20 protein-coding genes, 1 tRNA gene and 1 riboswitch are annotated in these 22,002 nt (G+C 48.4%); of the genes, 4 read left to right on the top strand and 17 right to left on the bottom strand.

Annotated elements, in window-relative coordinates; genetic code table 11:
* Window positions 1-2: 2 nt before the first annotated feature.
* Window positions 3-3,215, bottom strand: a complete 3,213-nt coding sequence (gene carB / locus LQE92_RS07760; RefSeq protein WP_231062417.1) for a carbamoyl-phosphate synthase large subunit — start codon at window positions 3,213-3,215, stop codon at window positions 3-5.
* Window positions 3,215-4,288 carry a carbamoyl phosphate synthase small subunit gene (locus tag LQE92_RS07755; protein WP_231062416.1) on the bottom strand — a complete coding sequence of 358 codons (1,074 nt, stop codon included), beginning with the start codon at window positions 4,286-4,288 and terminating at the stop codon, window positions 3,215-3,217. The genes carB and LQE92_RS07755 overlap by 1 nt, the downstream gene beginning before the upstream one ends.
* 217 nt (window positions 4,289-4,505) lie before the next feature.
* Between LQE92_RS07755 and LQE92_RS07750 the strand changes: the two genes are divergently transcribed.
* Window positions 4,506-5,750 (top strand): peptidoglycan-binding protein, encoded by a 1,245-nt coding sequence (locus tag LQE92_RS07750; RefSeq protein WP_231062602.1) that lies wholly within the window; start codon window positions 4,506-4,508, stop codon window positions 5,748-5,750.
* A gap of 75 nt (window positions 5,751-5,825) precedes the next feature.
* On the opposite strand, the gene LQE92_RS07745 is transcribed toward LQE92_RS07750, so the two are convergent.
* From LQE92_RS07745 to LQE92_RS07735, 3 genes are all read right to left on the bottom strand, one after another.
* The gene (locus tag LQE92_RS07745; protein ID WP_231062415.1) at window positions 5,826-6,857 is read right to left on the bottom strand and encodes an SH3 domain-containing protein; all 1,032 of its coding nucleotides are present in this window, start codon (window positions 6,855-6,857) and stop codon (window positions 5,826-5,828) included.
* 17 nt (window positions 6,858-6,874) lie between these two features.
* Entirely contained in the window at window positions 6,875-7,210 is a 336-nt protein-coding gene (locus tag LQE92_RS07740) for a phage holin family protein (protein ID WP_331001264.1), read from the bottom strand.
* Window positions 7,211-7,322: 112 nt separating this feature from the next.
* Window positions 7,323-7,649, bottom strand: a complete 327-nt coding sequence (locus LQE92_RS07735; RefSeq protein ID WP_231062414.1) for a hypothetical protein — start codon at window positions 7,647-7,649, stop codon at window positions 7,323-7,325.
* Between the two features lie 77 nt (window positions 7,650-7,726).
* Between LQE92_RS07735 and LQE92_RS07730 the strand changes: the two genes are divergently transcribed.
* Window positions 7,727-7,799 (top strand) — tRNA-Ala (locus LQE92_RS07730).
* A 319-nt stretch (window positions 7,800-8,118) separates the two neighbouring features.
* Here the strand turns inward: LQE92_RS07730 and LQE92_RS07725 are convergent.
* Window positions 8,119-8,271 (bottom strand): hypothetical protein, encoded by a 153-nt coding sequence (locus LQE92_RS07725; protein ID WP_231062413.1) that lies wholly within the window; start codon window positions 8,269-8,271, stop codon window positions 8,119-8,121.
* A gap of 96 nt (window positions 8,272-8,367) precedes the next feature.
* On the bottom strand, window positions 8,368-8,571 hold the full coding sequence (locus tag LQE92_RS07720; RefSeq protein WP_231062412.1) for a hypothetical protein: 204 nt from the start codon (window positions 8,569-8,571) through the stop codon (window positions 8,368-8,370).
* Between the two features lie 157 nt (window positions 8,572-8,728).
* Between LQE92_RS07720 and LQE92_RS07715 the strand changes: the two genes are divergently transcribed.
* Window positions 8,729-9,052, top strand: a complete 324-nt coding sequence (locus LQE92_RS07715) for a helix-turn-helix domain-containing protein (RefSeq protein WP_231062411.1) — start codon at window positions 8,729-8,731, stop codon at window positions 9,050-9,052.
* A 17-nt stretch (window positions 9,053-9,069) separates the two neighbouring features.
* Window positions 9,070-9,684: an ImmA/IrrE family metallo-endopeptidase gene (locus LQE92_RS07710; RefSeq protein WP_231062410.1), complete on the top strand. Its 615-nt coding sequence runs from the start codon at window positions 9,070-9,072 to the stop codon at window positions 9,682-9,684.
* 8 nt (window positions 9,685-9,692) lie between these two features.
* On the opposite strand, the gene LQE92_RS07705 is transcribed toward LQE92_RS07710, so the two are convergent.
* From LQE92_RS07705 to LQE92_RS07660, 10 genes are all read right to left on the bottom strand, one after another.
* On the bottom strand, window positions 9,693-11,096 hold the full coding sequence (locus LQE92_RS07705; protein ID WP_231062409.1) for a sensor histidine kinase: 1,404 nt from the start codon (window positions 11,094-11,096) through the stop codon (window positions 9,693-9,695).
* Complete coding sequence (locus LQE92_RS07700) at window positions 11,093-11,791, bottom strand: response regulator transcription factor (protein WP_231062408.1); 699 nt, start codon at window positions 11,789-11,791, stop codon at window positions 11,093-11,095. The genes LQE92_RS07705 and LQE92_RS07700 overlap by 4 nt, the downstream gene beginning before the upstream one ends.
* A 163-nt stretch (window positions 11,792-11,954) precedes the next feature.
* Entirely contained in the window at window positions 11,955-12,872 is a 918-nt protein-coding gene (locus LQE92_RS07695) for a phosphate ABC transporter substrate-binding protein (protein WP_408611445.1), read from the bottom strand.
* 141 nt (window positions 12,873-13,013) lie between these two features.
* The gene (phoU, locus tag LQE92_RS07690; RefSeq protein ID WP_231062406.1) at window positions 13,014-13,679 is read right to left on the bottom strand and encodes a phosphate signaling complex protein PhoU; all 666 of its coding nucleotides are present in this window, start codon (window positions 13,677-13,679) and stop codon (window positions 13,014-13,016) included.
* 66 nt (window positions 13,680-13,745) lie between these two features.
* On the bottom strand, window positions 13,746-14,504 hold the full coding sequence (pstB, locus tag LQE92_RS07685; protein ID WP_231062405.1) for a phosphate ABC transporter ATP-binding protein PstB: 759 nt from the start codon (window positions 14,502-14,504) through the stop codon (window positions 13,746-13,748).
* Window positions 14,505-14,525: 21 nt separating this feature from the next.
* Complete coding sequence (gene pstA, locus LQE92_RS07680; RefSeq protein ID WP_231062404.1) at window positions 14,526-15,452, bottom strand: phosphate ABC transporter permease PstA; 927 nt, start codon at window positions 15,450-15,452, stop codon at window positions 14,526-14,528.
* Window positions 15,433-16,377 (bottom strand): phosphate ABC transporter permease subunit PstC, encoded by a 945-nt coding sequence (gene pstC / locus LQE92_RS07675; protein WP_231062403.1) that lies wholly within the window; start codon window positions 16,375-16,377, stop codon window positions 15,433-15,435. The genes pstA and pstC overlap by 20 nt, the downstream gene beginning before the upstream one ends.
* Before the next feature lie 182 nt (window positions 16,378-16,559).
* The gene (locus tag LQE92_RS07670) at window positions 16,560-18,062 is read right to left on the bottom strand and encodes a D-alanyl-D-alanine carboxypeptidase family protein (protein ID WP_231062402.1); all 1,503 of its coding nucleotides are present in this window, start codon (window positions 18,060-18,062) and stop codon (window positions 16,560-16,562) included.
* A gap of 55 nt (window positions 18,063-18,117) precedes the next feature.
* Entirely contained in the window at window positions 18,118-19,158 is a 1,041-nt protein-coding gene (gene galE / locus LQE92_RS07665; RefSeq protein WP_231062401.1) for a UDP-glucose 4-epimerase GalE, read from the bottom strand.
* A gap of 299 nt (window positions 19,159-19,457) precedes the next feature.
* Window positions 19,458-19,645: riboswitch (cobalamin riboswitch) on the bottom strand.
* A gap of 76 nt (window positions 19,646-19,721) precedes the next feature.
* Window positions 19,722-21,809, bottom strand: coding sequence for a sulfatase-like hydrolase/transferase (locus LQE92_RS07660; protein ID WP_231062400.1), 2,088 nt, complete (start codon window positions 21,807-21,809; stop codon window positions 19,722-19,724).
* Between the last annotated feature and the right edge of the window lie 193 nt (window positions 21,810-22,002).

Here is a 22,002-nt window from a genome sequence, read left to right as displayed (position 1 = left end):
CGCTATTCTCCTGTCCTGTTCTTCACGGTTGCAATGTCGATCAGAGTAAGTCCTTCCTCCCGGTTTTCCAAGCTGGCCACCAGGGCCTTGGCCGTATCGATGGCAGTCAGTACGTTCACCCCGGTCTCAATGGCATTTCTCCGGATAATGAACCCGTCATGACTCTTGGCCGCTCCCTGATTTGGCGTATCAATGACCAAGTCGATATCATGCTCCAGAATCAGATCCAGCAGATTCGGAGATTCCTGCTCCAGCTTATTGATCTTGATCGCTTTCACGCCATTCTCATTGAGAATCTTCGCCGTACTTCTGGTGGCGTAAATCTTATACCCCAGCGCTGCAAATCTTCTGCCGATATCCACAGCCTCCAGTTTATCCGCGTCCTTGACGGTCATGATCATTTTCTTTGTCCTTGGAAGATTGATCCCCGCCCCAAGGAACGCCTTGTATAACGCCTCATTAAAGGTCTTCGCTATGCCCAGACACTCACCGGTGGATTTCATTTCCGGCCCAAGACCAATGTCTGCGCCGCGAATCTTCTCAAAGGAAAACACAGGCATTTTGATGGCGATATAATCGGCCTCCGGCTGAAGCCCCGGCTCATAACCCAGCTCCCGAATCGTGCTGCCGATGATGACCTGGGTAGCCAGCTTCACGATAGGTATGCCGGTGACCTTGCTGATATAAGGCACCGTGCGGCTGGAACGGGGATTCACTTCAATGACATATACTTCGTCATTGCTCACGATAAACTGGATATTGATCAGCCCGCGGACATGGAGTGCTTTCGCAAGCCTTCTGGTATACTCTTCTATCACACGCTTTGTCTTATTGGAAATACTCTGCGCCGGATATACGGAGATGCTGTCGCCGGAATGGATGCCCGCCCGTTCAATATGTTCCATGATTCCAGGAATCAGAACTTCTTCCCCGTCACATACAGCATCCACTTCGATTTCTTTGCCTAGAAGATATTTATCCACAAGAATCGGATGCTCCTGGGCGATTCGGTTGATGACTCCGATGAACTCGACGATATCCTGGTCGCTTATGGCGATCTGCATACCCTGGCCGCCCAGCACATAGGAAGGACGCACCAAAACCGGATATCCCAGATTTTCCGCAGCCTGGATTGCTTCCTCACAGGTAAAGACCGTATGACCAGCAGGCCTGGGAATACAGCAGTCTTCCAGAATCCGGTCAAACAGCTCCCTGTCCTCTGCGGCATCCACATCCTCCGCCGAAGTACCGAGGATCGGAACTCCCATTTTCATAAGGGCTTCTGTCAGCTTGATGGCAGTCTGCCCCCCAAACTGCACCACGGCGCCGTCCGGCTTCTCCAGCTCCACCACATTTTCCACATCCTCCGGAGTCAGAGGTTCAAAATAGAGCTTATCTGCAATATCAAAATCTGTGCTGACTGTCTCTGGGTTATTGTTTATGATAATAGTCTCATAACCTGCCTCGCTGAAGGCCCAGGTACTGTGTACCGAGCAGAAATCAAACTCAATTCCCTGCCCGATCCGGATGGGACCAGATCCGAGCACCAGCACTTTTTTCTTTTTTCTTGCACCGTCTGCTTCATTTTCACTTCCGAAGCAGGAATAATAATAAGGCGTTGCAGCAGCAAATTCTGCGGCGCAGGTATCCACCATTTTAAACGCGGCCCGGATGCCGTATTCATTTCTGAGGCTCTTGACCTCCTTCCCGGTCTTTCCGGAAAGGCGTCCGATCACAGTGTCGGGGAACTCAATCCGCTTTGCTTCTGCAAGGAGCTCTTTCGTAAGAGGCTCTGTCTTCAGACGGTTCTCCATCTCCACCAGTATCGCGATTTTGTCTATGAACCAGTTATCGATCTTTGTGATATCGTGGATGACGTCATAAGAAATCCCTCTGCGGATAGCCTCCGCGATCACATAAATCCTTCTGTCGTCCACACGATAGAGGTATTCGATGATCTCTTCCTCCGACGCTTTGGTAAAATCTTCACTCATCAGGCAATCCACATGCTGCTCCAGAGAGCGGATGGCTTTCATCAGAGCACCTTCAAAATTTGTGCAGATGCTCATAACCTCTCCGGTCGCTTTCATCTGCGTGGTGAGGGTCCTTTTCGCACTGATGAACTTATCAAATGGCAGGCGGGGCAGCTTTACCACACAGTAATCCAGCATGGGCTCAAAGCTGGCATAAGTCTTTCCGGTTATGGCGTTGGGAATCTCATCCAGAGTATAGCCAAGCGCAATCTTTGCAGCCACCTTGGCAATAGGGTAGCCGGTGGCCTTTGATGCCAGCGCCGATGAACGGCTTACCCGGGGATTCACTTCGATCACACAGTATTCAAAGCTCTCCGGATGAAGAGCAAACTGCACGTTGCAGCCTCCTGTGATCTTTAGCTCGTCTATGATGTTGAGAGAAGCGCTCCGAAGCATCTGGTATTCCTTATCTCCCAGCGTCTGGGAAGGAGCCACCACGATGCTGTCCCCCGTATGGACGCCCACCGGGTCAATGTTTTCCATATTACATACTGTGATCACATTGCCGTTTCCATCCCGCATCACTTCATATTCAATTTCTTTCCAACCCGCGATACAGCGCTCAACCAGCACCTCTCCCACGCGGCTCAGCCGAAGGCCGTTGGACAGGATCTCCACCAGTTCCTCTTCATCGGAGGCGATGCCGCCGCCGCTTCCGCCCAAAGTATAGGCCGGGCGCAGGACTACAGGATATCCAATCTGATCTGCGAAGGCAATTCCGGCTTCCACGTCATGCACCACCGTCGAAGGAGCGCATGGCTCGCCTATCTTTTCCATGGTATCCTTAAATTCCTGTCGGTCTTCCGCCTTTTTGATGGTCTCCGGCGTGGTGCCGATCAATTTTACATTATGGCTTTTCAAAAAGCCTGCTTCATCCAGCTCCATGGCCAGATTGAGCGCTGCCTGGCCGCCCAGGGTCGGAAGCACACTGTCAGGCTTTTCTTTTTCTATCAATTGTTCCAAAACCTCCACGGTCAGAGGCTCTATATACACTTTATCCGCAATATCCTTGTCTGTCATAATAGTAGCCGGATTCGAATTCACCAGCACTACTTCAATGCCTTCTTCTTTTAAAGAACGGCATGCCTGGGTGCCGGCATAGTCAAACTCTGCCGCCTGGCCGATGACAATGGGGCCGGAACCGATTACCAATACTTTTTTTATCTCAGGATTTTTAGGCATTATCTGGCTACCTCCATCATCTTAAGGAATCTGTCAAACAGGTACGCGGAATCTCTCGGTCCGGGACACGCCTCCGGATGGAACTGTACGGTAAATATATTTTTTCCGGTATAGGCGAGACCTTCATTTGTCTGGTCATTGACATTCACGAATGCGGGAACTGCCGTGTTTTCATCCATAGAATCCGTATCCACCACATAGCCATGGTTCTGAGAAGAAATGTACACACGGCCAGTCTCCAAGTCCTTGACCGGATGGTTACCGCCTCTGTGCCCGTATTTCATTTTATAAGTATCTCCACCGGTGGCCAGCGCCATGAGCTGATGGCCCAGACAGATGGCAAAGATTGGAATATCCGTCTCGTAGAGCTTTTTAAGCTCCGCGATGATCTCTGTACATTCTTTCGGATCTCCCGGTCCGTTGGAGAGCATGATACCGTCGGGATCATCTGCCAGAATCTCCTCTGCCGCCGTGTACGCCGGATATACCGTGACCTGGCAGCCCCGTTCATTCAGGGAACGGGCGATATTCTGCTTTGCCCCAAAATCCATGAGCGCTACCTTATAGCCCTCACCCGGCAGTATATATTTTTCTTGACATGTGACCTTTCTCACGACTCCGGCCGGAGAATAGGCTTTAATCTTCGGAAGGATCTCTTCCAGCTTATAATCTTCGTCAGTGGTGATCATGCCGTTCATGGTACCCTTTTCCCGAAGAATCTTAGTAAGAGCTCTCGTATCGATTCCTGCAATCCCGGGGATATCATAACTCTCCAAAAAATGCTGGATGCTGTCTTCACTCCTGAAGTTACTGGGCCTCCTGGAGAGCTCCCGTACAATATAGCCGTCAGGCCAGGGCCTCGCGGATTCCATATCTTCGTGGCAAATGCCATAATTTCCAATCAGGGGATATGTCATAACTACTGCCTGTCCGGCATAAGAGGGGTCTGTAAGAACTTCCAGATAACCAGTCATTGATGTGTTGAAGACGATTTCGCTGATGACTTCCTTTGCCGAACCAATACTGGTGCCGGAAAAGACAGTCCCGTCTTCGAGTATTAGAAAAGCTCTCATTTATCCACCGTTTCCTTTCGTAGTTCCGCAAAATGCGCGGAGTCCGCGCATTTCATCTAACTTCAGCTCAAATTGTAAAGATTTTACCACAATGCGACATACATTTCAACCTTTTTGGGAAAGGAATTTTCTTTTCATATAATATCACTAATTTCACTTTCCCATCATATATTAATACAAACAAAACTGCGGGGTATTTCCATTGATTATAAAAACCATGCAGAATGATACGCCTGACAGCGGACAGCTTCTCATCAGTGTCAACTCCTCACTCAATAATTTCCCGATTAGCGGAGCCACAGTCAGTATCTCCATCACCGGCGGAGACGGTCAGCCCCTGGAGCAGCTGGATACCGATACCTCCGGTCAGACGGAGGAAATCACGCTCAAAACGCCCCCCATTGACTACAGCATGCAGCCTGGCGAGCCTCGTCCATATTCCGAATTTAACATCACGGTCTCTGCTCCCGGCTATGAACCTCAGGTCGTAGACGGCACAGAAGTGCTTCCGGAAAGCACTGCCCTGCAGACAATACGACTCCGCCCTCTTTCTGATAACGAAGGAGTCCCTTCTCCTATCGTCATTCCCGATCATACGCTCTACGGGGAATATCCTCCCAAGATTGCGGAACCGGAAATCAAACCGATCGCAGAGAGCGGAAATATCGTCCTTAGCCGCGTGGTGGTCCCCGAGACTATCATCGTTCACGACGGCACCATAAGCAATACCTCGGCTCCGAATTATTACGTACCCTATAAAGATTACATCAAAAATGTGGCTTCCAGTGAAATCTATGCCAATTGGCCTGAGGCCACTATCACAGCCAACGTCCTGGCGATCATGTCCTTTACTTTGAATCGGGTCTATACGGAATGGTATAGGAATAAAGGCTATGATTTCACCATTACATCCTCTACCGCTTACGATCATAAATGGATATACGGCCGAAATATTTTTGAAAGCATATCTGTTATTGTAGATGAGATTTTTGATAATTACTTGTCAAGGCCGGATGTTAAACAGCCAATCCTCACCCAATACTGTGACGGTCAGAGAGTCTCCTGCCCGAACTGGATGACTCAGTGGGGTTCAAAAAGCCTCGGGGATCAGGGATATTCTCCCATTGAAATCCTCCGTTATTATTACGGTCAGGATATGTACATCAATACAGCGGAACAGATTTCTGGAATTCCCTCCTCCTGGCCGGGTACAGATCTCACCATCGGCTCCACCGGTCCTAAGGTACAGCAGCTTCAGGAACAGCTGAACAGCATTGCCAGCGTTTATTCCGCGATTCCTTCCCTCACTCCTGACGGAATCTACGGTGAGGCCACAAAAAACTCTGTAGAGGCTTTCCAGAACGTATTTGGCCTTCCCCAGACAGGTGTGGTGGATTTCCGGACCTGGTACAAAATTTCAGAAATCTATGTGGGAATATCAAGGATTGCAGAATTGAACTGATTACCTCTTAAAGGAGCAGACAAATGGGGAACGATATAAAATCGTCCCCCGTTCGCCGTTCCTTTTTGTCTTTCTTTAGTTCTTCTTGATATAATCCTTGCTGACCCAGCCCGTATATTTATTCTCTATTCGGATCTGATACCAGCCGCCGTTTTCTCCGATGACCTCCACTTCATTTCCTTCTCCCAGTTTTGGCCAGGCTTCCAGCAGTCCATAGCTGATACCTGGTCCGGTCCTCACATTCAGGCGGGAGCCCCCAAGGCCCGAAGCTTTTCCCACCCATACAGAATAACCGTTTTGTCCACCGGAAGATTGGCGCTCCGTGATTTTCAGATAATAGGAATTTACAAAACCCTTTGCACCCTGGATGTTGATTTTCACCCAGCCGTTGCTGTATTTATCTAAAACATCTACTTCATTCCCCTCTGCCAGCTCCGGCCAGGCTGCCAGCTTCGGATACTCTGCGCCCGGGCCTGTACGGACGTTCAAGGTGTCCCCCGCCTTTAAATTTGTCACCTGTCCGTGGGCCCACGGTTCATACGTCTTTACTATAGTCACATCTCCGGAAACCGGATCGGAGTCCTCACCACCTGACAGTTTTTTCTTCACATCGGAGCGGAAATCATCCATAGTCTTTCCAAAGCGTCTGAAATAAGGAGCCGGATCGTCATGGTCGGAAGCGAAGCCTTTTTCATGAGCCTCATAATGGCCTACGATCTTATCTGGAGTCAGACCATAAGTCCTGCAGAGCTCCGCATAATGATCGACCGCATTCTTCCAGACCTTCTGAAATTCTGCGGCACTGTCCAGCTCACAGAGCTCATATCCGATACAATTCCTGTTTCCCCAGGTAGTTCCTATCTGCCAGCAGGCCAGAGAATAAGGCGCAAAATTATAGACTCCTGTATCATCAATGAATCCATGGACCAGTTTTTCCACTCCCGGCTTGTTCCAGCGTTTGAACCAATTATTGGAACCGTTTACCGCCCGAATGACAGCCGGATAGACGGAAGGACTGTGAACGATAAGATACTTCACGCCGTCCAGCCTGGTTCCTTCTACATAGCAGTCATTTCTGACGCAATAGCTGTTTGTCACATTACTCATAACCATTCACCTCTTTTTCATTTTCCGGCATCCGAACCGCCGTCTTCTGCCGTTATCTGTTCAGAAGCGTCATCCCCTTTTCTGCTGTCCTGTTTTTTCGACATCTGCTTATATATCTGATGACTTCCCGTCGCAGCCAGTCCAGAGACGATTCCTACGGCGATTGCTGAAATATAATCGTCCGCCGGATAGTTCGGCATAAAGCGCATGCCTATTGCTCCCAGGATCCCGCCTGTCAGACCGCATATGACTGGAATCCATTTATTGTCAAGGGTCGTGGCCCTCACTGCCATTGCTGCCAGATAGCAGATGACCGTGATTCCCACCACATTGCCAATTGTCCCAAAATCCATGGTTTTCCTTCCTTTCTTCATTTCATTAAATCCAAACAACTGACAGAGAAAAAATTCTGTCTCTCTAAAATATGCGGGGATGGAGGAAAGGTGTAAAGCCTTCCTCTTCCCCTTACCTTACCTTATCCAGATGATGAAAAAACAGCCTTCTGTATCCATAAAAATCGTTCCGGCTCACAGGGACGTTCCCCAGATATTCGTATGGCCAGCCGGTGGCCACACATTTTAAGATATAAGGGGACAGCATCTCATCCGTCTGCTTCGCCGCCTGTTCGATCAGCTCACAGTCCCTAATGAAATTTTCTTTTTGCTCTGCCTGTTTTTCCGGCCGGACATTTTTCTTTTTTTCCTCATATTGAAGGCAAAAGTGCTTCAGTTCCAGATATCGTTCCTTTGAAATCCCATAATCTTCATAAGACATGCCTCTCAATGATTTCATCGTCTTTCCCTCCAGACATTTTTTTCTATTTTCTTCTTTACTTTTTTTTAGTTTGTGATACAATAAAATAGTTGCATGGGGCATTAGCGCAGTTGGGAGCGCGCAACATTCGCATTGTTGAGGCCACGGGTTCGAATCCCGTATGCTCCATTTTTATGTCATGGACAAATATCCATGGCATTTTTATTTTGCACTATTTTTCCGGCCTGTCATATCCTAAAACAAAAAGGATATGATCAATATGTTCTTTCCACCGCCCAACCGTCCTGGCAGGCCGCCCAGCTGCCCTCCTTGCAGACCTTGTCCGCACTGCCCGCCGCCTGGAAGACCTCCTGTAGGTCCGCCGCCTGGAAGACCCCCTATGGGGCCGCCTCCTGGAAGGCCTCCCATGGGGCCTGGTCCGGTAAGGCCGCCCAGGCCGGAGCCCAGGGACTACTGATATATGGGGACCGGATCACCGGTCCCTTTTTTATTTCATAGAAACACTCGATTCGAAAGCCGGACTAATTTCTACCTTTCCCACTTTTCCGTCAGATAAAATGATCTCAAGACCCAACACCTCATAATAAATCTCTGCTGTATGGGCTGTCATAATATTGTAGAACTCTTCTTTGACTTCCATCTTTTCCGCTCCTTCCTTCTGCTCTTATTCCTGAAAATCCCGTTGACAGTGGTCTGATCATCGTCTATAATAATAGTATATCGAATATATGTTCGATTATAAGCACTCAGATTGGAACAGGCATTCTATTTTCATATCCTGAAAGAATGTCTTCTGAATCTGCTCGGCTTCTTCTATGGAAAAGCGGCCGCTGTCGATTTTGGACGCCAAATTCTTTTGGGATATACCCGTGGATTCGGAAATATCCTTTATGGATATATTCTTTCCTGCCATAGCAGCTTTTAAATGAAAATATGACATAAAAACCATCCCCCTCCTACGCAACTGCGTTCTTTATATTTCATATGATATACTCTTTTGAGTATTTTGTCAAGCTTATTATTACGCGATTGCATATTTTTTCCATTTACTTTCCTTCCTTATTATGTTAAAATTGGATAGGAAAGGTGGTGATAATATGGGGATTGGATCCAGACTGAGTGAATTGATGAAATACAGAGGCACCAATGCAAATGAACTGGCTCAGAAGATTGGTGTCGCACCTACAACTATCTACTCCATGATAAAAAGAGACAGTAAGAAGGCCGATATAGAAGTGCTGATAAAGATTGCACGGGAGCTGCAGGTCGACGCAGAATATTTCTGCAGCGGCAGCCCCTCTGCTTCTGTTCCAGCCTCGCCGTCCTATGAAGACATGGAGGAGCTGATCGCGCGGAACGGAAAAAATCTGTCTGCTGAGGAAAAAATAAAGCTGATCAAGCTTTTGTCAGAATTGGAATAAAGATTTGGGATGATAATATGGAATATAATCTGATCGAACAAAAAATCCTGGAAGCTTATCGAGTCCTGGATATCCGAAGCTTTCCCATAGACTGCTTTGAAGTGCTGAAAAAATATGGCTTCCGGGTCTGCTCCTACCAAGACATGGGGCGAAAGAATCCGGAGCTTTATCAAATGGCTCTCAGGTATTCGGAAGATGCCTTTCGTTATAAAAAACGCATCTATTATAACCAGGATGTCCCCGACAGGCGAATCCGTTTTTCTCTCGCACACGAATTCGGACACTGTATCTTAAACCACCGGGGTGAAAACCCAAAGCAGGAACTGGAGGCAAATTATTTCGCCGGACGTTTCCTGGCCCCCGCCATGGCCATTCACTATACTCACTGCCGAAATGCAAGAGACGTATCCAACGTTTTTGATATCTCTCTGGAAGCCGCTGGATACGCATACCGAAATTACCAGTCATGGGTGCGTTCTGCCGCCCGGAGAATGAACGCTTACGACAAAGCCATGTACGAGCATTTTTATGACACGAAGAAAAAGAAATTCATCTGCCGCAGATCCCCTTCTTTTCCTTGGGGCGAAGAACTCTCTTTGGAAAACCATATGGTCCTGGGGGAGGAGATATAACGCCTTTGTTATCTTCCTTCCTTTACTACAGGCAGGCGGACCGTAAATGTGGTCCCCACATCAACCTGGCTGTCCAGCTGGATGCTACCGCCATAATAATTGACAATATGCTTGACGATGGAAAGGCCCAGGCCGGTGCCCCCCATTTTCTTGCTTCTCCCTTTATCCACTCGGTAAAACCTCTCAAATACCCGCCTTTGAGCTTCTTTCGGGATTCCCACACCAGTATCGCTGACTATCAGGACCATCTCCTTTTTATCAGAGGTGATCGTCAGACGGACAATACCTTCCGGTTTATTATATTTGATTGCATTTACCAGCAGATTATTTAAAAGTTCCCGTATCTGCTGTACATTTGCCGCAATGGTCAGTGGTTTACATTCTGTGATCACCTTCACTCCATAGTCACAGGCCATGGGGTCCAGAGATGCCAGCATCTCCTCCACCAGCGGATATATCTGCAGATCCGCCATTTCTACTTCCACATCCTTCGTTTCCAGCCTGGAGATCATCAGAATGTCATTAATCAGATTGGTCATATGGTCGGCTTCCTTTTCTATCCTGGACAGAAAATCCTGCTGGACCTCTTCCTTCGTCACCAATCCGCTTCCCAAAAGCTCCGTATATCCCTTAATAGAAGTGATCGGCGTCTTCAGTTCATGCGACGCGTTGGAAAAAAACTCCTGTCGGATAATCCTCTCCAATTCCAGCTTTTTCACATAGGTGCCGATTTCTGCCGACATCTGATTCATCGCGTCTATGATGACATTCAGCTCTTCATACTGATAGTGCTTCATAAAGATCTCCGGTTCGCCTTTATCTACTTTCCGCAGCTCTCCCGCGATCTCATTTAGCGGAGTCGTTACAGAACGGGCAAACCGTTCTGCCAAAAAGAATGATGCTATCAGAGCGACCGCCACTCCGAAAAATACAGCCGGAATCAAAATCTTCAGATACATAAAAAGTCCTTCATAGGGCACGGCTAGCCGCAGGACATATCCGCCGTTTTCCGAGAGGATCGCCGCGTAAAGCATTTCCTTATGAAGAGTTTTGGAATAACGCTTGGTATATCCTCGGCCATTTTCAATGGCTTCTTTTACCTCTTTCCTGTCCAGATGATTTTCAAGCTGTTCCATATCTGTGACACCATTGTCCGCCAGCACAGTCCCATCCACAGAAAGAATTGTGGCCCGGCTGTCCTGATTACCGTCTATGGCGCAGATGTCCGTTATCTGCTTCGCCACGTCCTCACCATAATCCAGCGCATAGTCCATCATATGCAGGGTATCTAAAAGTTTATCCTCCGTCTGTTTCAAGCTTTCACTGCTCATCACCAGACAAAAAACCGTGCTGCTGACGACCAGTGCCAATAAGATCATCCACACAAACTTTTTAAAAATAGCCTTTTTCAATCTTCCTTCTCCTGACTGTAAAAACGGTATCCCACACCTCTGACCGTCCGGATCATCTCCGTCCCGCCTTCTCCCAGCTTCTGCCGGAGACTTCGGACATGCATATCCAGGGTTCGGGATTCTCCCTCATATTCGTAACCCCAAATTTGATTCAAGATCTGCTCTCTCGTCACGACTCTCGTCTTATTCTCTGCCAGATATTTAAGGAGCTCATACTCTTTTAACGTAAGGTGCAGCATCTCTCCATTTAGAAATACTTCCCTCGTGTCCGGACAAATAAGAAGGCTCCCTTCCTCAAGACGGCCCGCTGTCTGCTGCCCCTTTCCGCTTTCCCGGCGCAGCTGAGAGCGCACTCTGGCAGCCAGCTCCAGAACACTGAACGGCTTTGTCATATAGTCGTCTGCACCTCTGTCCAGACCTATGACCTTATCAAATTCCTTATCCTTTGCTGTCAGGACGATTATGGGCACACCTCCGACCTGAGGATCCTTCCGGATTTCTTCAATGGCTTCCAGGCCATCCATACCCGGGAGCATCAAGTCAAAGATCGCCAGAGACGGCCTGTCTTTCACAATACTGCTAAGAGCAGGCTCTGCCGCCTCAAACGCTTCCACCTGATAGCCATAGCTGACCAAAGCCGCTCGAATCAGCTCTCTGATATTCTCGTCGTCTTCAATGACGTAAATTAACTCCATATGTGATTCTTTCCTCCTGATTTTCTGATCCGCCGGCATCTCTGATTTTTGCCTGTTCCGCACATTAGGGTGAACAGGAAGCCTGCTCACCCTTTAGTGTAAATCATTTTCAGATTCTTGTAAATGATATCCCGTTTCTCTGCCTTATCCTTGATGAATCCAATCAGTCGGGAAGGATCAGTCCCACTGACTGAATAACTTCTTTGCCTGCATCTGAGTTTATGTAGGCAAACCACGCCTGGACCAGTTCACTCTGCTCGGAAATCTCACCCTTTGTCGCCATAACGAAAGGACGGCTCAGGATATAGCTTCCTGCCTTGATGTTCTCTTCCGTAGGCTCTACACCATCCAAAGACACGGCTTTTACAGTATCATCCACCACATCCAGAGATACATATCCGATCGCTCCGGGAGTCGCAGCCACCCTGGCCATAACAGCGCCCGTATTGTCAAGCTCTGAAGCATACTGGCATTTATCTTCCAGCTTTAAGATTTCCTCAAAGGCTCCTCTTGTACCGGAGCCAGCCTCTCTTCCGATCACGATGATAGGCATATCACTTCCGCCCAGATCCTTCCAGTTTGTCACAGTCCCATCATACACCTGGATAAGCTGTTCTTTTGTCAGGTCAGTGACCGCATTCTCCGGGTCGACTACCATGGCGATTCCGTCTATTGCCACGATATTCTCCAGTACTCCGTTTGCCTTTTCTTCGTCCTTGAGTGCTCTGGACGAATTTCCAATATCAACAGTGCCTGCTGTCACAGCTTCAATACCAGCTCCGGAACCTACGAATTCAGAATTCACCGTCACATTCTTATTTTCATCCATGAACGCCTCACCTAAAGCAGTCACAAGCTTTTCCATGGAAGTGGAACCACTCAGGGAAATAGAACCGCTCAGATCGGACGCTGCTTTCGTCGTCTCCTTTTCCGTGGTTGTTTTTTCTTCTGAAGTCGTCTCGGAAGTCTTAGTCGTATCTGCCGCTTTCGTAGTCTCTTCCTTTTCGTTTCCACATGCTGCCAAAGACAACAGCATCATACCTGCCATAACAGCAGCAAAAATTTTCTTTCTCATCTTCAATACTCTCCTTTTTTCTTCTTTGTCATTCCTTTTTCTTTCCTCTTGGAACAACCACAGTGTAACATCGGTTCTCTATATGGACTATCACGGTTTTCCGTATTTTTCGTAAAGTTTCTGTAAACCAGTCTGTGTTTTTGGTAATTACAAAAGCCGGATATTCTGCACCGTTCCTGTCTCGTTGAATTCTGTCCACTCACAGATATTCACCGCATGGTCTGCGATCCTCTCCAGATATTTTGCGATCATAAGGATATCGACACAGTCGTCCACCGGTTCCTTTTTCTCCTGAAGAAGATTTGAAATCTCCTCTTTTACTTCATTGAACAGGTCATCCACTTCATCGTCCGCGTCAATGACCTGATATGCCAGTTCTGTATTCCGTGTGGTATACGCACGTATACCGTTTTTCATCATCAGCTTGGCTTTCGAGGCCATCTCGATGATATGCCCCACATTTTCCATCACGTTGGCATCGCTGATCCGCAGGACCAGTTCTGCGATATCCTGTGCATGGTCGCCTATCCGCTCCAAATCTGTCACGATCTTCAGAGCAGAAGATACCATACGCAGATCCCGGGCTACCACAGGCTGCTGGTGGAGCATCAAGGACAGACAGCGCGCTTCTATGGAACGCTGCATATCGTCTACGGCCCGGTCCCCCTGAACAATTTCCCTGGCCAGCTCCACATTTCTTTTTTCGAAAGAAGCAAGGGATTTCTCAATGTTGTTTTCCACCATATCGGCCATTTCTTCCAAGGCCTCATCCAATGCTTCCAGTTCCAGCTGAAAGTTTACTCTCGTCGTCACATTAAACCCTCCTGTTTGTCTAAAATGCCTTTTCATTCCGGCTTTGCCGGCGCAGCTGCCGGCTCATCACCCAAACCGTCCGGTGATATAGTCTTCTGTTCTTTTATCCTTTGGCCTTGCAAATATCTCATCCGTCGTATTGAATTCCACCATCTCTCCTACTAAAAAGAATGCGGTATAGTCGGAAATACGGGCCGCCTGCTGCATGTTATGGGTAACGATGACTACCGTATATTCAGACTTAAGCTCCGCCATTAAATCTTCGATCTTCAGCGTGGAGATAGGATCCAGAGCAGAGGTCGGCTCATCCATCAATAGGACCTCCGGCTCCACCGCCAGAGCTCTTGCTATGCACAGTCTCTGCTGCTGACCGCCGGAAAGCCCCAGAGCCGACTTTTTCATCCGGTCCTTTACCTCATCAAATATGGCTGCCGACCGAAGACTCTTTTCTACAATCTCATCCAACTGTGCCTTGTGTTTGATTCCATGGATCCTGGGGCCATATGCCACATTATCATAAATGCTCATGGGAAACGGATTCGGCTGCTGAAATACCATACCGATCTTCTTCCGCAGCAGAGTAGTATCCACTCCCTGGCTGTAAATATCCTCTCCGTCCAGGGTCACTGTGCCCTCGATGCGGACACTGGGAATCAAGTCGTTCATACGATTCAATGTTTTTAAAAATGTTGATTTCCCACAGCCTGAAGGTCCGATAAAAGCTGTCACAGCTTTTTCTTTGATATCCATGTTTACTGTTTTCAGTGCATGATTCTCCCCATAATATAAATCTAAATCTTTTGTGATAATCTTATTTGCAAGCATATATATCCTCCTGTGGCCGGCCTATTTAGATACTTTCGTTTTAACTCTCTTCTGTTTCCCCCGGCGTTCGTCCAGTCTCGTCACATCAAAGCGCTTCGTCAGAAATTTGGTCAGGCAGTTGATTCCCAAAACGATGATCAGCAATACCAAGGCAATCCCGAAAGCGTCGTCGTATTTCGCGTTGGTCATTCTAAGATACATCTGGATCGTAAGAGTCCCTCCCGATTCCAGTATCTTATGAAAAGCGCCGAAAAGAGATTTGGGCAGAATATAGCCGCTTCCCGCAGTAAAAATAAGGGCTGCCGATTCTCCGACAATACGCCCTATGGCAAGTATCACACCAGTGATGATTCCCGGCATGGCAGACGGCAGGAGGATCGTGCGTATCATATACCACTTCGTGGCCCCGATGCCCAAAGCTCCGTTTCTGTAGCTGTCCGGCACGGTCCGCAGGGCCTCCTGAGTATTCCTCGTGATCAGCGGAAGGATGAGCAGGGTCAAGGTCAGTGCTCCGGTCAATATGGAAAATCCCAGATGAAGAGTCGTTCCGAAGAACACCATGCCGAACATACCGAAGATGATAGAGGGAATTCCAGACAGCGTCTCTGTCGTAAATTCAATCATCCGGACAAGCTTTCCCGGCTTTGCATATTCATTCAGATAAATCGCCGCCCCAATACCGAGAGGCGTCGCGATCAGCAGGGTTATGACAATGATATACAGCGTATTCAGCAGATTCCCTGCAATGCCAAAGGTATTGTTCTTACTGCTCTGCACCGTGGTCAAAAATGTCCAGTTGACGGATCTCACGCCTCTGACGACCACATATCCCACGATTCCTGCCACCAGGCAGATTGCCAATGACGCACACAAATAAATGAGAGCTGTGAGAATCCCGTCTGACAATCGTCTGCGCTTCGTATATAAACTAACGGTATTTGTTCCCATCCTCTGCTCCTTTCTTCATAACCCGGTTTAACACCAGGTTGATAATCATAATAAATACAAACAATACCAGTCCGATGGTAAACAGCACTTCTTTATGTAATCCCTGGGAATAGGCCATTTCACTGACCATTGCCGTCGTCAGGAACCGGACTGAGCTGAACGGAAACGGAAAATTGACTGAGTTTCCAGCCACCATACAGATCGCCATGGCTTCTCCTATGGCGCGCCCTACGCCGAGCACGATGGCTGTCACGATACCGGATTTTGCCGACGGCAGGATAACACGGAAGATCGTCTGAATCCGTGTGGCGCCTAGGGCCAGTGAAGTCATCTTATAATCTCTCGGCACGGCGCGGATGGCAGATTCACTGATATTGATGACTGTGGGAAGAATCATGACAGCCAGAACAAGGACTGCACAGAGCAGATTTGCTCCTCCCGTCCATTGATGAGTGGAGGAACCTTTGAAAACCCACATTTCCAGCTTATACATGAGAGGGTTCAAGATCAAAAGCCCGACAAGCCCGTATACCACGGAAGGAATTCCTGCAAGAAGCTCTACTGCAGGCCTGACTATACCCGCCAGCTTCGGCGGAGCTACCTCCGCCATGAATACTGCGGTCAGAACACCGACGGGGACTCCGATGAGGACTGCCATTCCTGTCCCGATAACGGATGTCAGAATGATATACAGGATACCAAAGCTCGGTTCCGCGCTTGTAGGACTCCAGACTGTTCCAAATAAAATCTCCAGGATGCCTACTTTGTGAAGCGCCGGCGTCCCTTTTGCAATCATATACACAGTGATGACGATAACGGCAGCCACTGCGAAAAAACCACAGGCAAGAAACAAAATCCCCGCAATTTTTTCCGTCATATTCTTGGCTTTGCTGTTTCCCACAATGCTGAATGTCGATCGATCCATAATTGCTCCCTCTTTTTCTTTTCTCTCTTCGCTTCTCCATAGAAAATATCATTTTTTTCTTTCAGCCAACACCACTGTACTGTATAAACCGCGTAAAGTTTCTGTAAATCGCCAAAAGCGCCTGTCTCCGGCAAACAGCCGGAAACAGACGCCTTTTCTTTTTTTCTATTTGATTCATGTCATTATATCAGCAAGGACTGCCACATCCAGCCCAGATAATCTCCAAAACCGGCTGCTTCCACCGACTCTGCAGCCAGGATATCTACGGTCCCCAGAGTCTTACCACCCAGCATATAGGTGAGACTGCCCACAATATCTCCTTCTTGAACCGGCGCCTCCAGCTTTTCCGGAATGGATATCTGGCGCTCTATGGTGCTGAAATCCTCTCCGCTGGTGCTGAGATAAGAAAACTCTCCGCCATAGCGAAGGGATACCTCCGGTACAACTCCCATAGCCACCGGAAGCTTTGGAAGCTCCTCCCGGTTTTCATCCGAATCTGTATAGAGCTTGCAGCCCGCGAACCCATAGTTTAAAAGGCTGGCAGCTTCACTGAACCGTACTTTAAAATCTGGTGCAGCCATAATGACCGCGATCAACTCTACCCCGTCCTTTTTGGCCGTGGCCGACAGGCAGTATTTCGCCAGGCTGGTGCTCCCTGTTTTTAAGCCGGTGACCGTGAATGAATTGCTCATTTTCAGTAGTTTATTGGTATTGGACAGGCAGAATTCACTGCTGCCCTTATTCGTCACATGAGTGATATTTTCCATCCAGATCGTGCTGTAATTTTCGATCTCGGGATATTTCGTGATAAGTTCCCGGCTCATGAGAGCCACATCTCTGGCAGACGTCAAATGGGTACCCGAATCCGTCAATCCGCAGCAGTCCTCAAAATTTGTGTTCTCCATGCCAAGGGATTTTGCTCTTTCATTCATCTGGCGGACAAATTCGGACTCACTGCCGGCTATGTACTCTGCCATGGTCACAGCCGCATCGTTTCCTGACGCGATCACGATACATTTTATGAGTGTTTCCACGGTCTGGACTTCTCCTTCTTCCAAAAACACCTGAGAACCGCCCATGGATTTGGCATACGCGCTGGTTGCGACTTGATCATCCAGGGAGATCTTGCCGTCCCTTATGGCATCAAAGATCAAGATCAGCGTCATAATCTTCGTAATACTGGCTGGGCGCAGGGCCTCATCCGGATTTTTTTCATAGATCACGGTTCCTGTGGAGGCTTCTATCAAAATAGCGGCCTGAGCAGTTATTCCCAAATCCGCCTGAGCTCCGTTTTCTTGGGATGATGCATTTTCCCCCTGGCTTTCTTCCGCTCTCTGAGTGCTGCTTTCTGGCTGAGCGGCACTCTCGCCAGTTTCCTCTGTCCCGGATGTTTCTGCCGAAGCCGGCAGTGCCTTTCCGGATGTTTCTGCCGAAGCCGGCAGTGCCTTTCCGGATGTTTCTACTGCCTCTCCCGGCACATCCTCCTGTTTCCTCTGTCCTTCTTCCGGCTGTCCGGAGACGGGCTTCTCTTCTGCTCCGGAACCGCCTCCGGCTTCTACGGATTCCATAATCTCCGGAATCACAGATGGCTGTCCTTCGTCGGACGCGAACACGGGCATACAAAGTGATACCATCATGCAAAGCGACAGACAAAGGGCAGCCGTCATTCGATACAATCTTTTCATAAAACCGACTCCAGGGTCTTATCATTACTTCTATTCTATTGTCTCCGGCAAGATTCTATGACAACCCTGTTCCGGCCTTTTCCTCATATCCATTGGGATTGTTTTTCTGCCATCTCCAGGAATCCCTGCACATATCCTCCAGATTCTTTTCCGCATGCCAGTGAAGAATCTGTTCTGCCTTGGACGCATCCGCGTAGCATTCCGCAATATCACCTGCCCGGCGTTCCACAATGTCATAAGGAATCTTCACTCCATTGACTTTTTCAAATGCCTTCACGATATCCAGGACACTATATCCAATACCGGTTCCCAGATTGACAGTCTCCACTCCCTTATGCCCTCCGGCATAATCCAAAGCCGCCACATGCCCTTTGGCCAGATCGACCACATGAATATAATCCCTGACTCCTGTCCCGTCGGGCGTCGGATAATCGTCTCCAAATACCCTCAGGCGCGGCAGTCTTCCCACTGCCACCTGAGAAATATAAGGCATCAGATTATTGGGAATTCCGTTGGGATTCTCCCCTATTCTTCCGCTCTCATGGGCTCCTATGGGATTGAAGTACCGAAGGAGTACCACCGATAGCTCCTCATCCGCTCTGGCTGCATCCCTGAGTATCTGCTCGATAAAGACCTTCGTCCACCCGTAAGGGTTGGTGCAGCTCCTGCCCACCGGCATTTCTTCTGTTAAAGGCACCTTTTCCGGCGTCCCGTACACCGTGGCCGAAGAGCTGAAGACAATCTGCCTGCAGCCATATTTTTTCATCACCCTGAGCAGCGTGAGGGTACTATCCAGATTGTTCCGGTAATATTCCAGCGGCTTCTCTACGGATTCTCCCACTGCCTTAAGGCCCGCAAAATGAATCACAGCTTCGATCCGGTGCTCTTTGAATATCTGTTCCATCGCCGCCTCATCCGCCACATCCACATTGTAGACCGGAAATTCTGCGCCCGCAAGCTCTTCCGCACGCTTCACTGCCTCAGGGCAGCTGTTGACGAAATTATCCGCAATCACGACCTGACGGCCGCTTTCTGCCACTTCGATGGCCGTATGAGTTCCAATATAACCGGCGCCTCCGGTCAGCAATATTTCCATTTCTCTCCTCCTGCTTTTTGACTGTCACTGTAAATTGTCTCTCTAATACAAATATAAAAAGGCGTACCAGACGGTACGCCTTTGTTCCGTTCCTGCGAATGTGCACACAGTCCAGACAACACAGTACACAGGCACACAGCCCGGCGAGTAGGATCGGCACTGCGCCAGCCCAGACTCATTCTCTGAACGAAAGTTTTGTGCATTGCTGTTGCTTTGAGATTCACAAAAGTATGTCCGCTTAACCCATAAGCCGACACCATGAGGGAAATACCCTGTCGGATGTGTAGCTTTGCCCGGAAGCCCATCTCACATATCAAGCAGGTTTCCTGACTTACAGTTCTCCGCTCGGCCTCTCCTTCTCGCATGATAGGGTTTGCAATGGATGACGAGGCTTCGCTCCCTGAATACAGTGACCGGATCGCTCAGGATTCTGACCTGATTCCCTTTTCCCTGTCAAAGGACAGGCACTTGATACGGCAATATTTCTTTGCACATTCCCACTATATCATATCTTGTCCATAAACGCAACTGAAAAAACCGATGTTTATCCTGTCCGCTTTTGTTCAGGAACCTTCAGAACCGTCCTTTTTCTCCTGCTTCAAGATATACGGCTCTGAGACACTCAGTACAATATTATCATCGCTCACCTGGCTGACTGTGATCTCATTGTCGCCTTCCTTGAGCTTTACATCTGCCGCATAGAGCAGATTCTGTGAAACGCAGTTGGTTTCCCATGCCTTTCCATTCACATAGATCACACTGTTCTTTGTATAGTTCCATCCGGTCACATAGAGTCCCTTATTCTGGAGCAGCACCCGGTTGATGCTGACCGGCTGCACTCCCATGTGCAGATTAGTCGCCTCATAGGGCATATCTCCTTCGAACACATCCTGATCTCCGTAAAGGATATCATATTCCAATATCTTCATATCATTCAGATACGTCTCTTCTTCCTCTGCGGTATGTGATGTCTTCTGAAGGTATGCCTGGTGGTAGCGGAACATCGTTCCCTTTTTAAGCCCTGCCTTATCCATCACATAGGCCCCCAGCTGATATGCCTCCACGTTCCGGCTGGTCCTCGCTAGACCCATATTGTCCCAGATGACATATTCCGTCTGGAATAAGTCCCCGTTCTCCAGCTTATCTTCCGTCAGATTCAGGCTGGGCAGGTGATCACCGTACATGACGAGAATGGTTTCCTCGTCCCGGCTTTCCAGATATGAGATCAGCTCTCCCACAAAGATATCCATTTCATGGATCTGTTCCACATAGTATTCCATAGCGTTGGTCTCTCCCTCTGTGGGAAGCCCCGTCACCCGCACGGCAGGAGAATCCAATACCTTCTCCTGAGGATAAGAGCCATGCCCCTGTACAGAAATCGTATAGATCACATCCGCCCCGGAAGTGGAATTCAGCACCTTCGCAATCTGCTCTGTCAGAATCTCATCCTTCGCCCATCCCATATAAGTGGTATCATATCCTGTCATGTATTCCAAAGAGGTGAACGTATCAAATCCCAACTGGGAAAACACCGTATACCGGTCATAAAAAGTACCGGAATTGTTGTGAATCGCCTGAGCGTGATACCCAATCTCTTTCAGGTCAAAACAGATGCTTTCGGAAACCTGCTTCTGCAGTACCGTTTTATAAGGATATTCACCCGGCCCAAAGAAATCCAGGTTCATGCCGGTGATTACCTCAAACTCCGTGTTGGCGGTCCCCGCCCCCACGGAAGGTACCCACAGGTATCCGGAGGAATACTGTTCCATCAGCTTCCGGAAATTGGGAATCGGGTCTTCCGAGCATTCCATATGAAGATACTTAAGAGGGTCGCTGAAGGATTCCAGCTGCAGGAAGATAATATTCGGCGTCTTTTCTGTCACCGCCACTCCCTGTTCATTGACCACATCCGGCCTGTTCTCCACAACGAACGGAGCTGACACATGCTCCTCCGGAACGATTTCCTCCTCTTTAATTTCCCTGACCACTTCCGTGCTGTAGTCCCCCGGCTTGCTGATTCCGGTATTGATGAGGCTATTGGCAAAGCAATAGGAAAATCCATAATCCTGATATGCCTGAGCCAGATTGCCGAACTGATTTGCCAGGACCCCGGTGCTCTTCCCTACACTGTTGATCCCCAAAAGCGCCATAAAAGAAAACACTACAAATATCAGAGACTTAATATAGGAAGGCTTCTTCTCTGAACGGGGAAGCTTTCGGAACAAGATGACCAATGCCGCGAGAAGCGCGGCGACAGCTATGATCAAAAGGACCAAATGCCACCAGGAAAGATATTTTCCGGCCACTGCCATCGCATCCTTTGTCAGACGAAGGTCCGCTCCGTTAAACGGCGTGACGCGGCACCCCAGGAGCACAAAGTTCACAATTCCAAGAATCAGCCAGATGACACTGATGACAGCTGAGAGAAACAGTTTTCTCCGGACCAGAAGAAGGAGTGAAAAGCTCCAGAATATGATACAAGCGTTAAACAGAAAGATATGCGGCCTTGTGCCGACAAAAACAGCCAGGCTGATAAAAGACCGCCTGGACAGCAGCTCCACAAAAAGATTCAGCAGTATGGCAGTGAGAAAACAGCTGAGCAATGGATGCCGCGCCGTCTTCTTTTGAACATTCTCAAAAAATTTCCTCATTTTCCCACCCTTTTTCCGATTGTTCTATAGAAGACTATAGCAGATTTTCCGCCTGATTCCTATAGGTGATTTTTACTAATTTCTTACTTATTTATTAGTATTCTCTGGAAAATCTTTATGCCGCTAAACGTCTGCTTTTCTTGACATCCCCTGGAAATCCTTTTATAATAGGTTGCTGTATACTTTATTATTT

This window comes from Lientehia hominis (assembly GCF_021044755.1).
Classification (GTDB): Bacteria; Bacillota; Clostridia; order Lachnospirales; family Lachnospiraceae; genus Lientehia; species Lientehia hominis.
The sequence above is the reverse complement of the archived record's forward strand: the minus strand, read 5'-3'. Positions and strand labels throughout refer to the sequence as shown.

Bases quoted from the DNA above. Each gene is read 5' to 3' on its own strand.
- carB (WP_231062417.1), bottom strand. From the start codon at position 3,215: ATGCCTAAAAATCCTGAGATAAAAAAAGTATTGGTAATCGGTTCCGGC.
- LQE92_RS07755 (WP_231062416.1), bottom strand. From the start codon at position 4,288: ATGAGAGCTTTTCTAATACTCGAAGACGGGACTGTCTTTTCCGGCACC.
- LQE92_RS07750 (WP_231062602.1), top strand. From the start codon at position 4,506: ATGCAGAATGATACGCCTGACAGCGGACAGCTTCTCATCAGTGTCAAC.
- LQE92_RS07745 (WP_231062415.1), bottom strand. From the start codon at position 6,857: ATGAGTAATGTGACAAACAGCTATTGCGTCAGAAATGACTGCTATGTA.
- LQE92_RS07740 (WP_331001264.1), bottom strand. From the start codon at position 7,210: ATGGATTTTGGGACAATTGGCAATGTGGTGGGAATCACGGTCATCTGC.
- LQE92_RS07735 (WP_231062414.1), bottom strand. From the start codon at position 7,649: ATGAAATCATTGAGAGGCATGTCTTATGAAGATTATGGGATTTCAAAG.
- LQE92_RS07725 (WP_231062413.1), bottom strand. From the start codon at position 8,271: ATGGAAGTCAAAGAAGAGTTCTACAATATTATGACAGCCCATACAGCA.
- LQE92_RS07720 (WP_231062412.1), bottom strand. From the start codon at position 8,571: ATGTCATATTTTCATTTAAAAGCTGCTATGGCAGGAAAGAATATATCC.
- LQE92_RS07715 (WP_231062411.1), top strand. From the start codon at position 8,729: ATGGGGATTGGATCCAGACTGAGTGAATTGATGAAATACAGAGGCACC.
- LQE92_RS07710 (WP_231062410.1), top strand. From the start codon at position 9,070: ATGGAATATAATCTGATCGAACAAAAAATCCTGGAAGCTTATCGAGTC.
- LQE92_RS07700 (WP_231062408.1), bottom strand. From the start codon at position 11,791: ATGGAGTTAATTTACGTCATTGAAGACGACGAGAATATCAGAGAGCTG.
- pstB (WP_231062405.1), bottom strand. From the start codon at position 14,504: ATGCTTGCAAATAAGATTATCACAAAAGATTTAGATTTATATTATGGG.
- pstA (WP_231062404.1), bottom strand. From the start codon at position 15,452: ATGGGAACAAATACCGTTAGTTTATATACGAAGCGCAGACGATTGTCA.
- pstC (WP_231062403.1), bottom strand. From the start codon at position 16,377: ATGGATCGATCGACATTCAGCATTGTGGGAAACAGCAAAGCCAAGAAT.
- LQE92_RS07670 (WP_231062402.1), bottom strand. From the start codon at position 18,062: ATGAAAAGATTGTATCGAATGACGGCTGCCCTTTGTCTGTCGCTTTGC.
- galE (WP_231062401.1), bottom strand. From the start codon at position 19,158: ATGGAAATATTGCTGACCGGAGGCGCCGGTTATATTGGAACTCATACG.
- LQE92_RS07660 (WP_231062400.1), bottom strand. From the start codon at position 21,809: ATGAGGAAATTTTTTGAGAATGTTCAAAAGAAGACGGCGCGGCATCCA.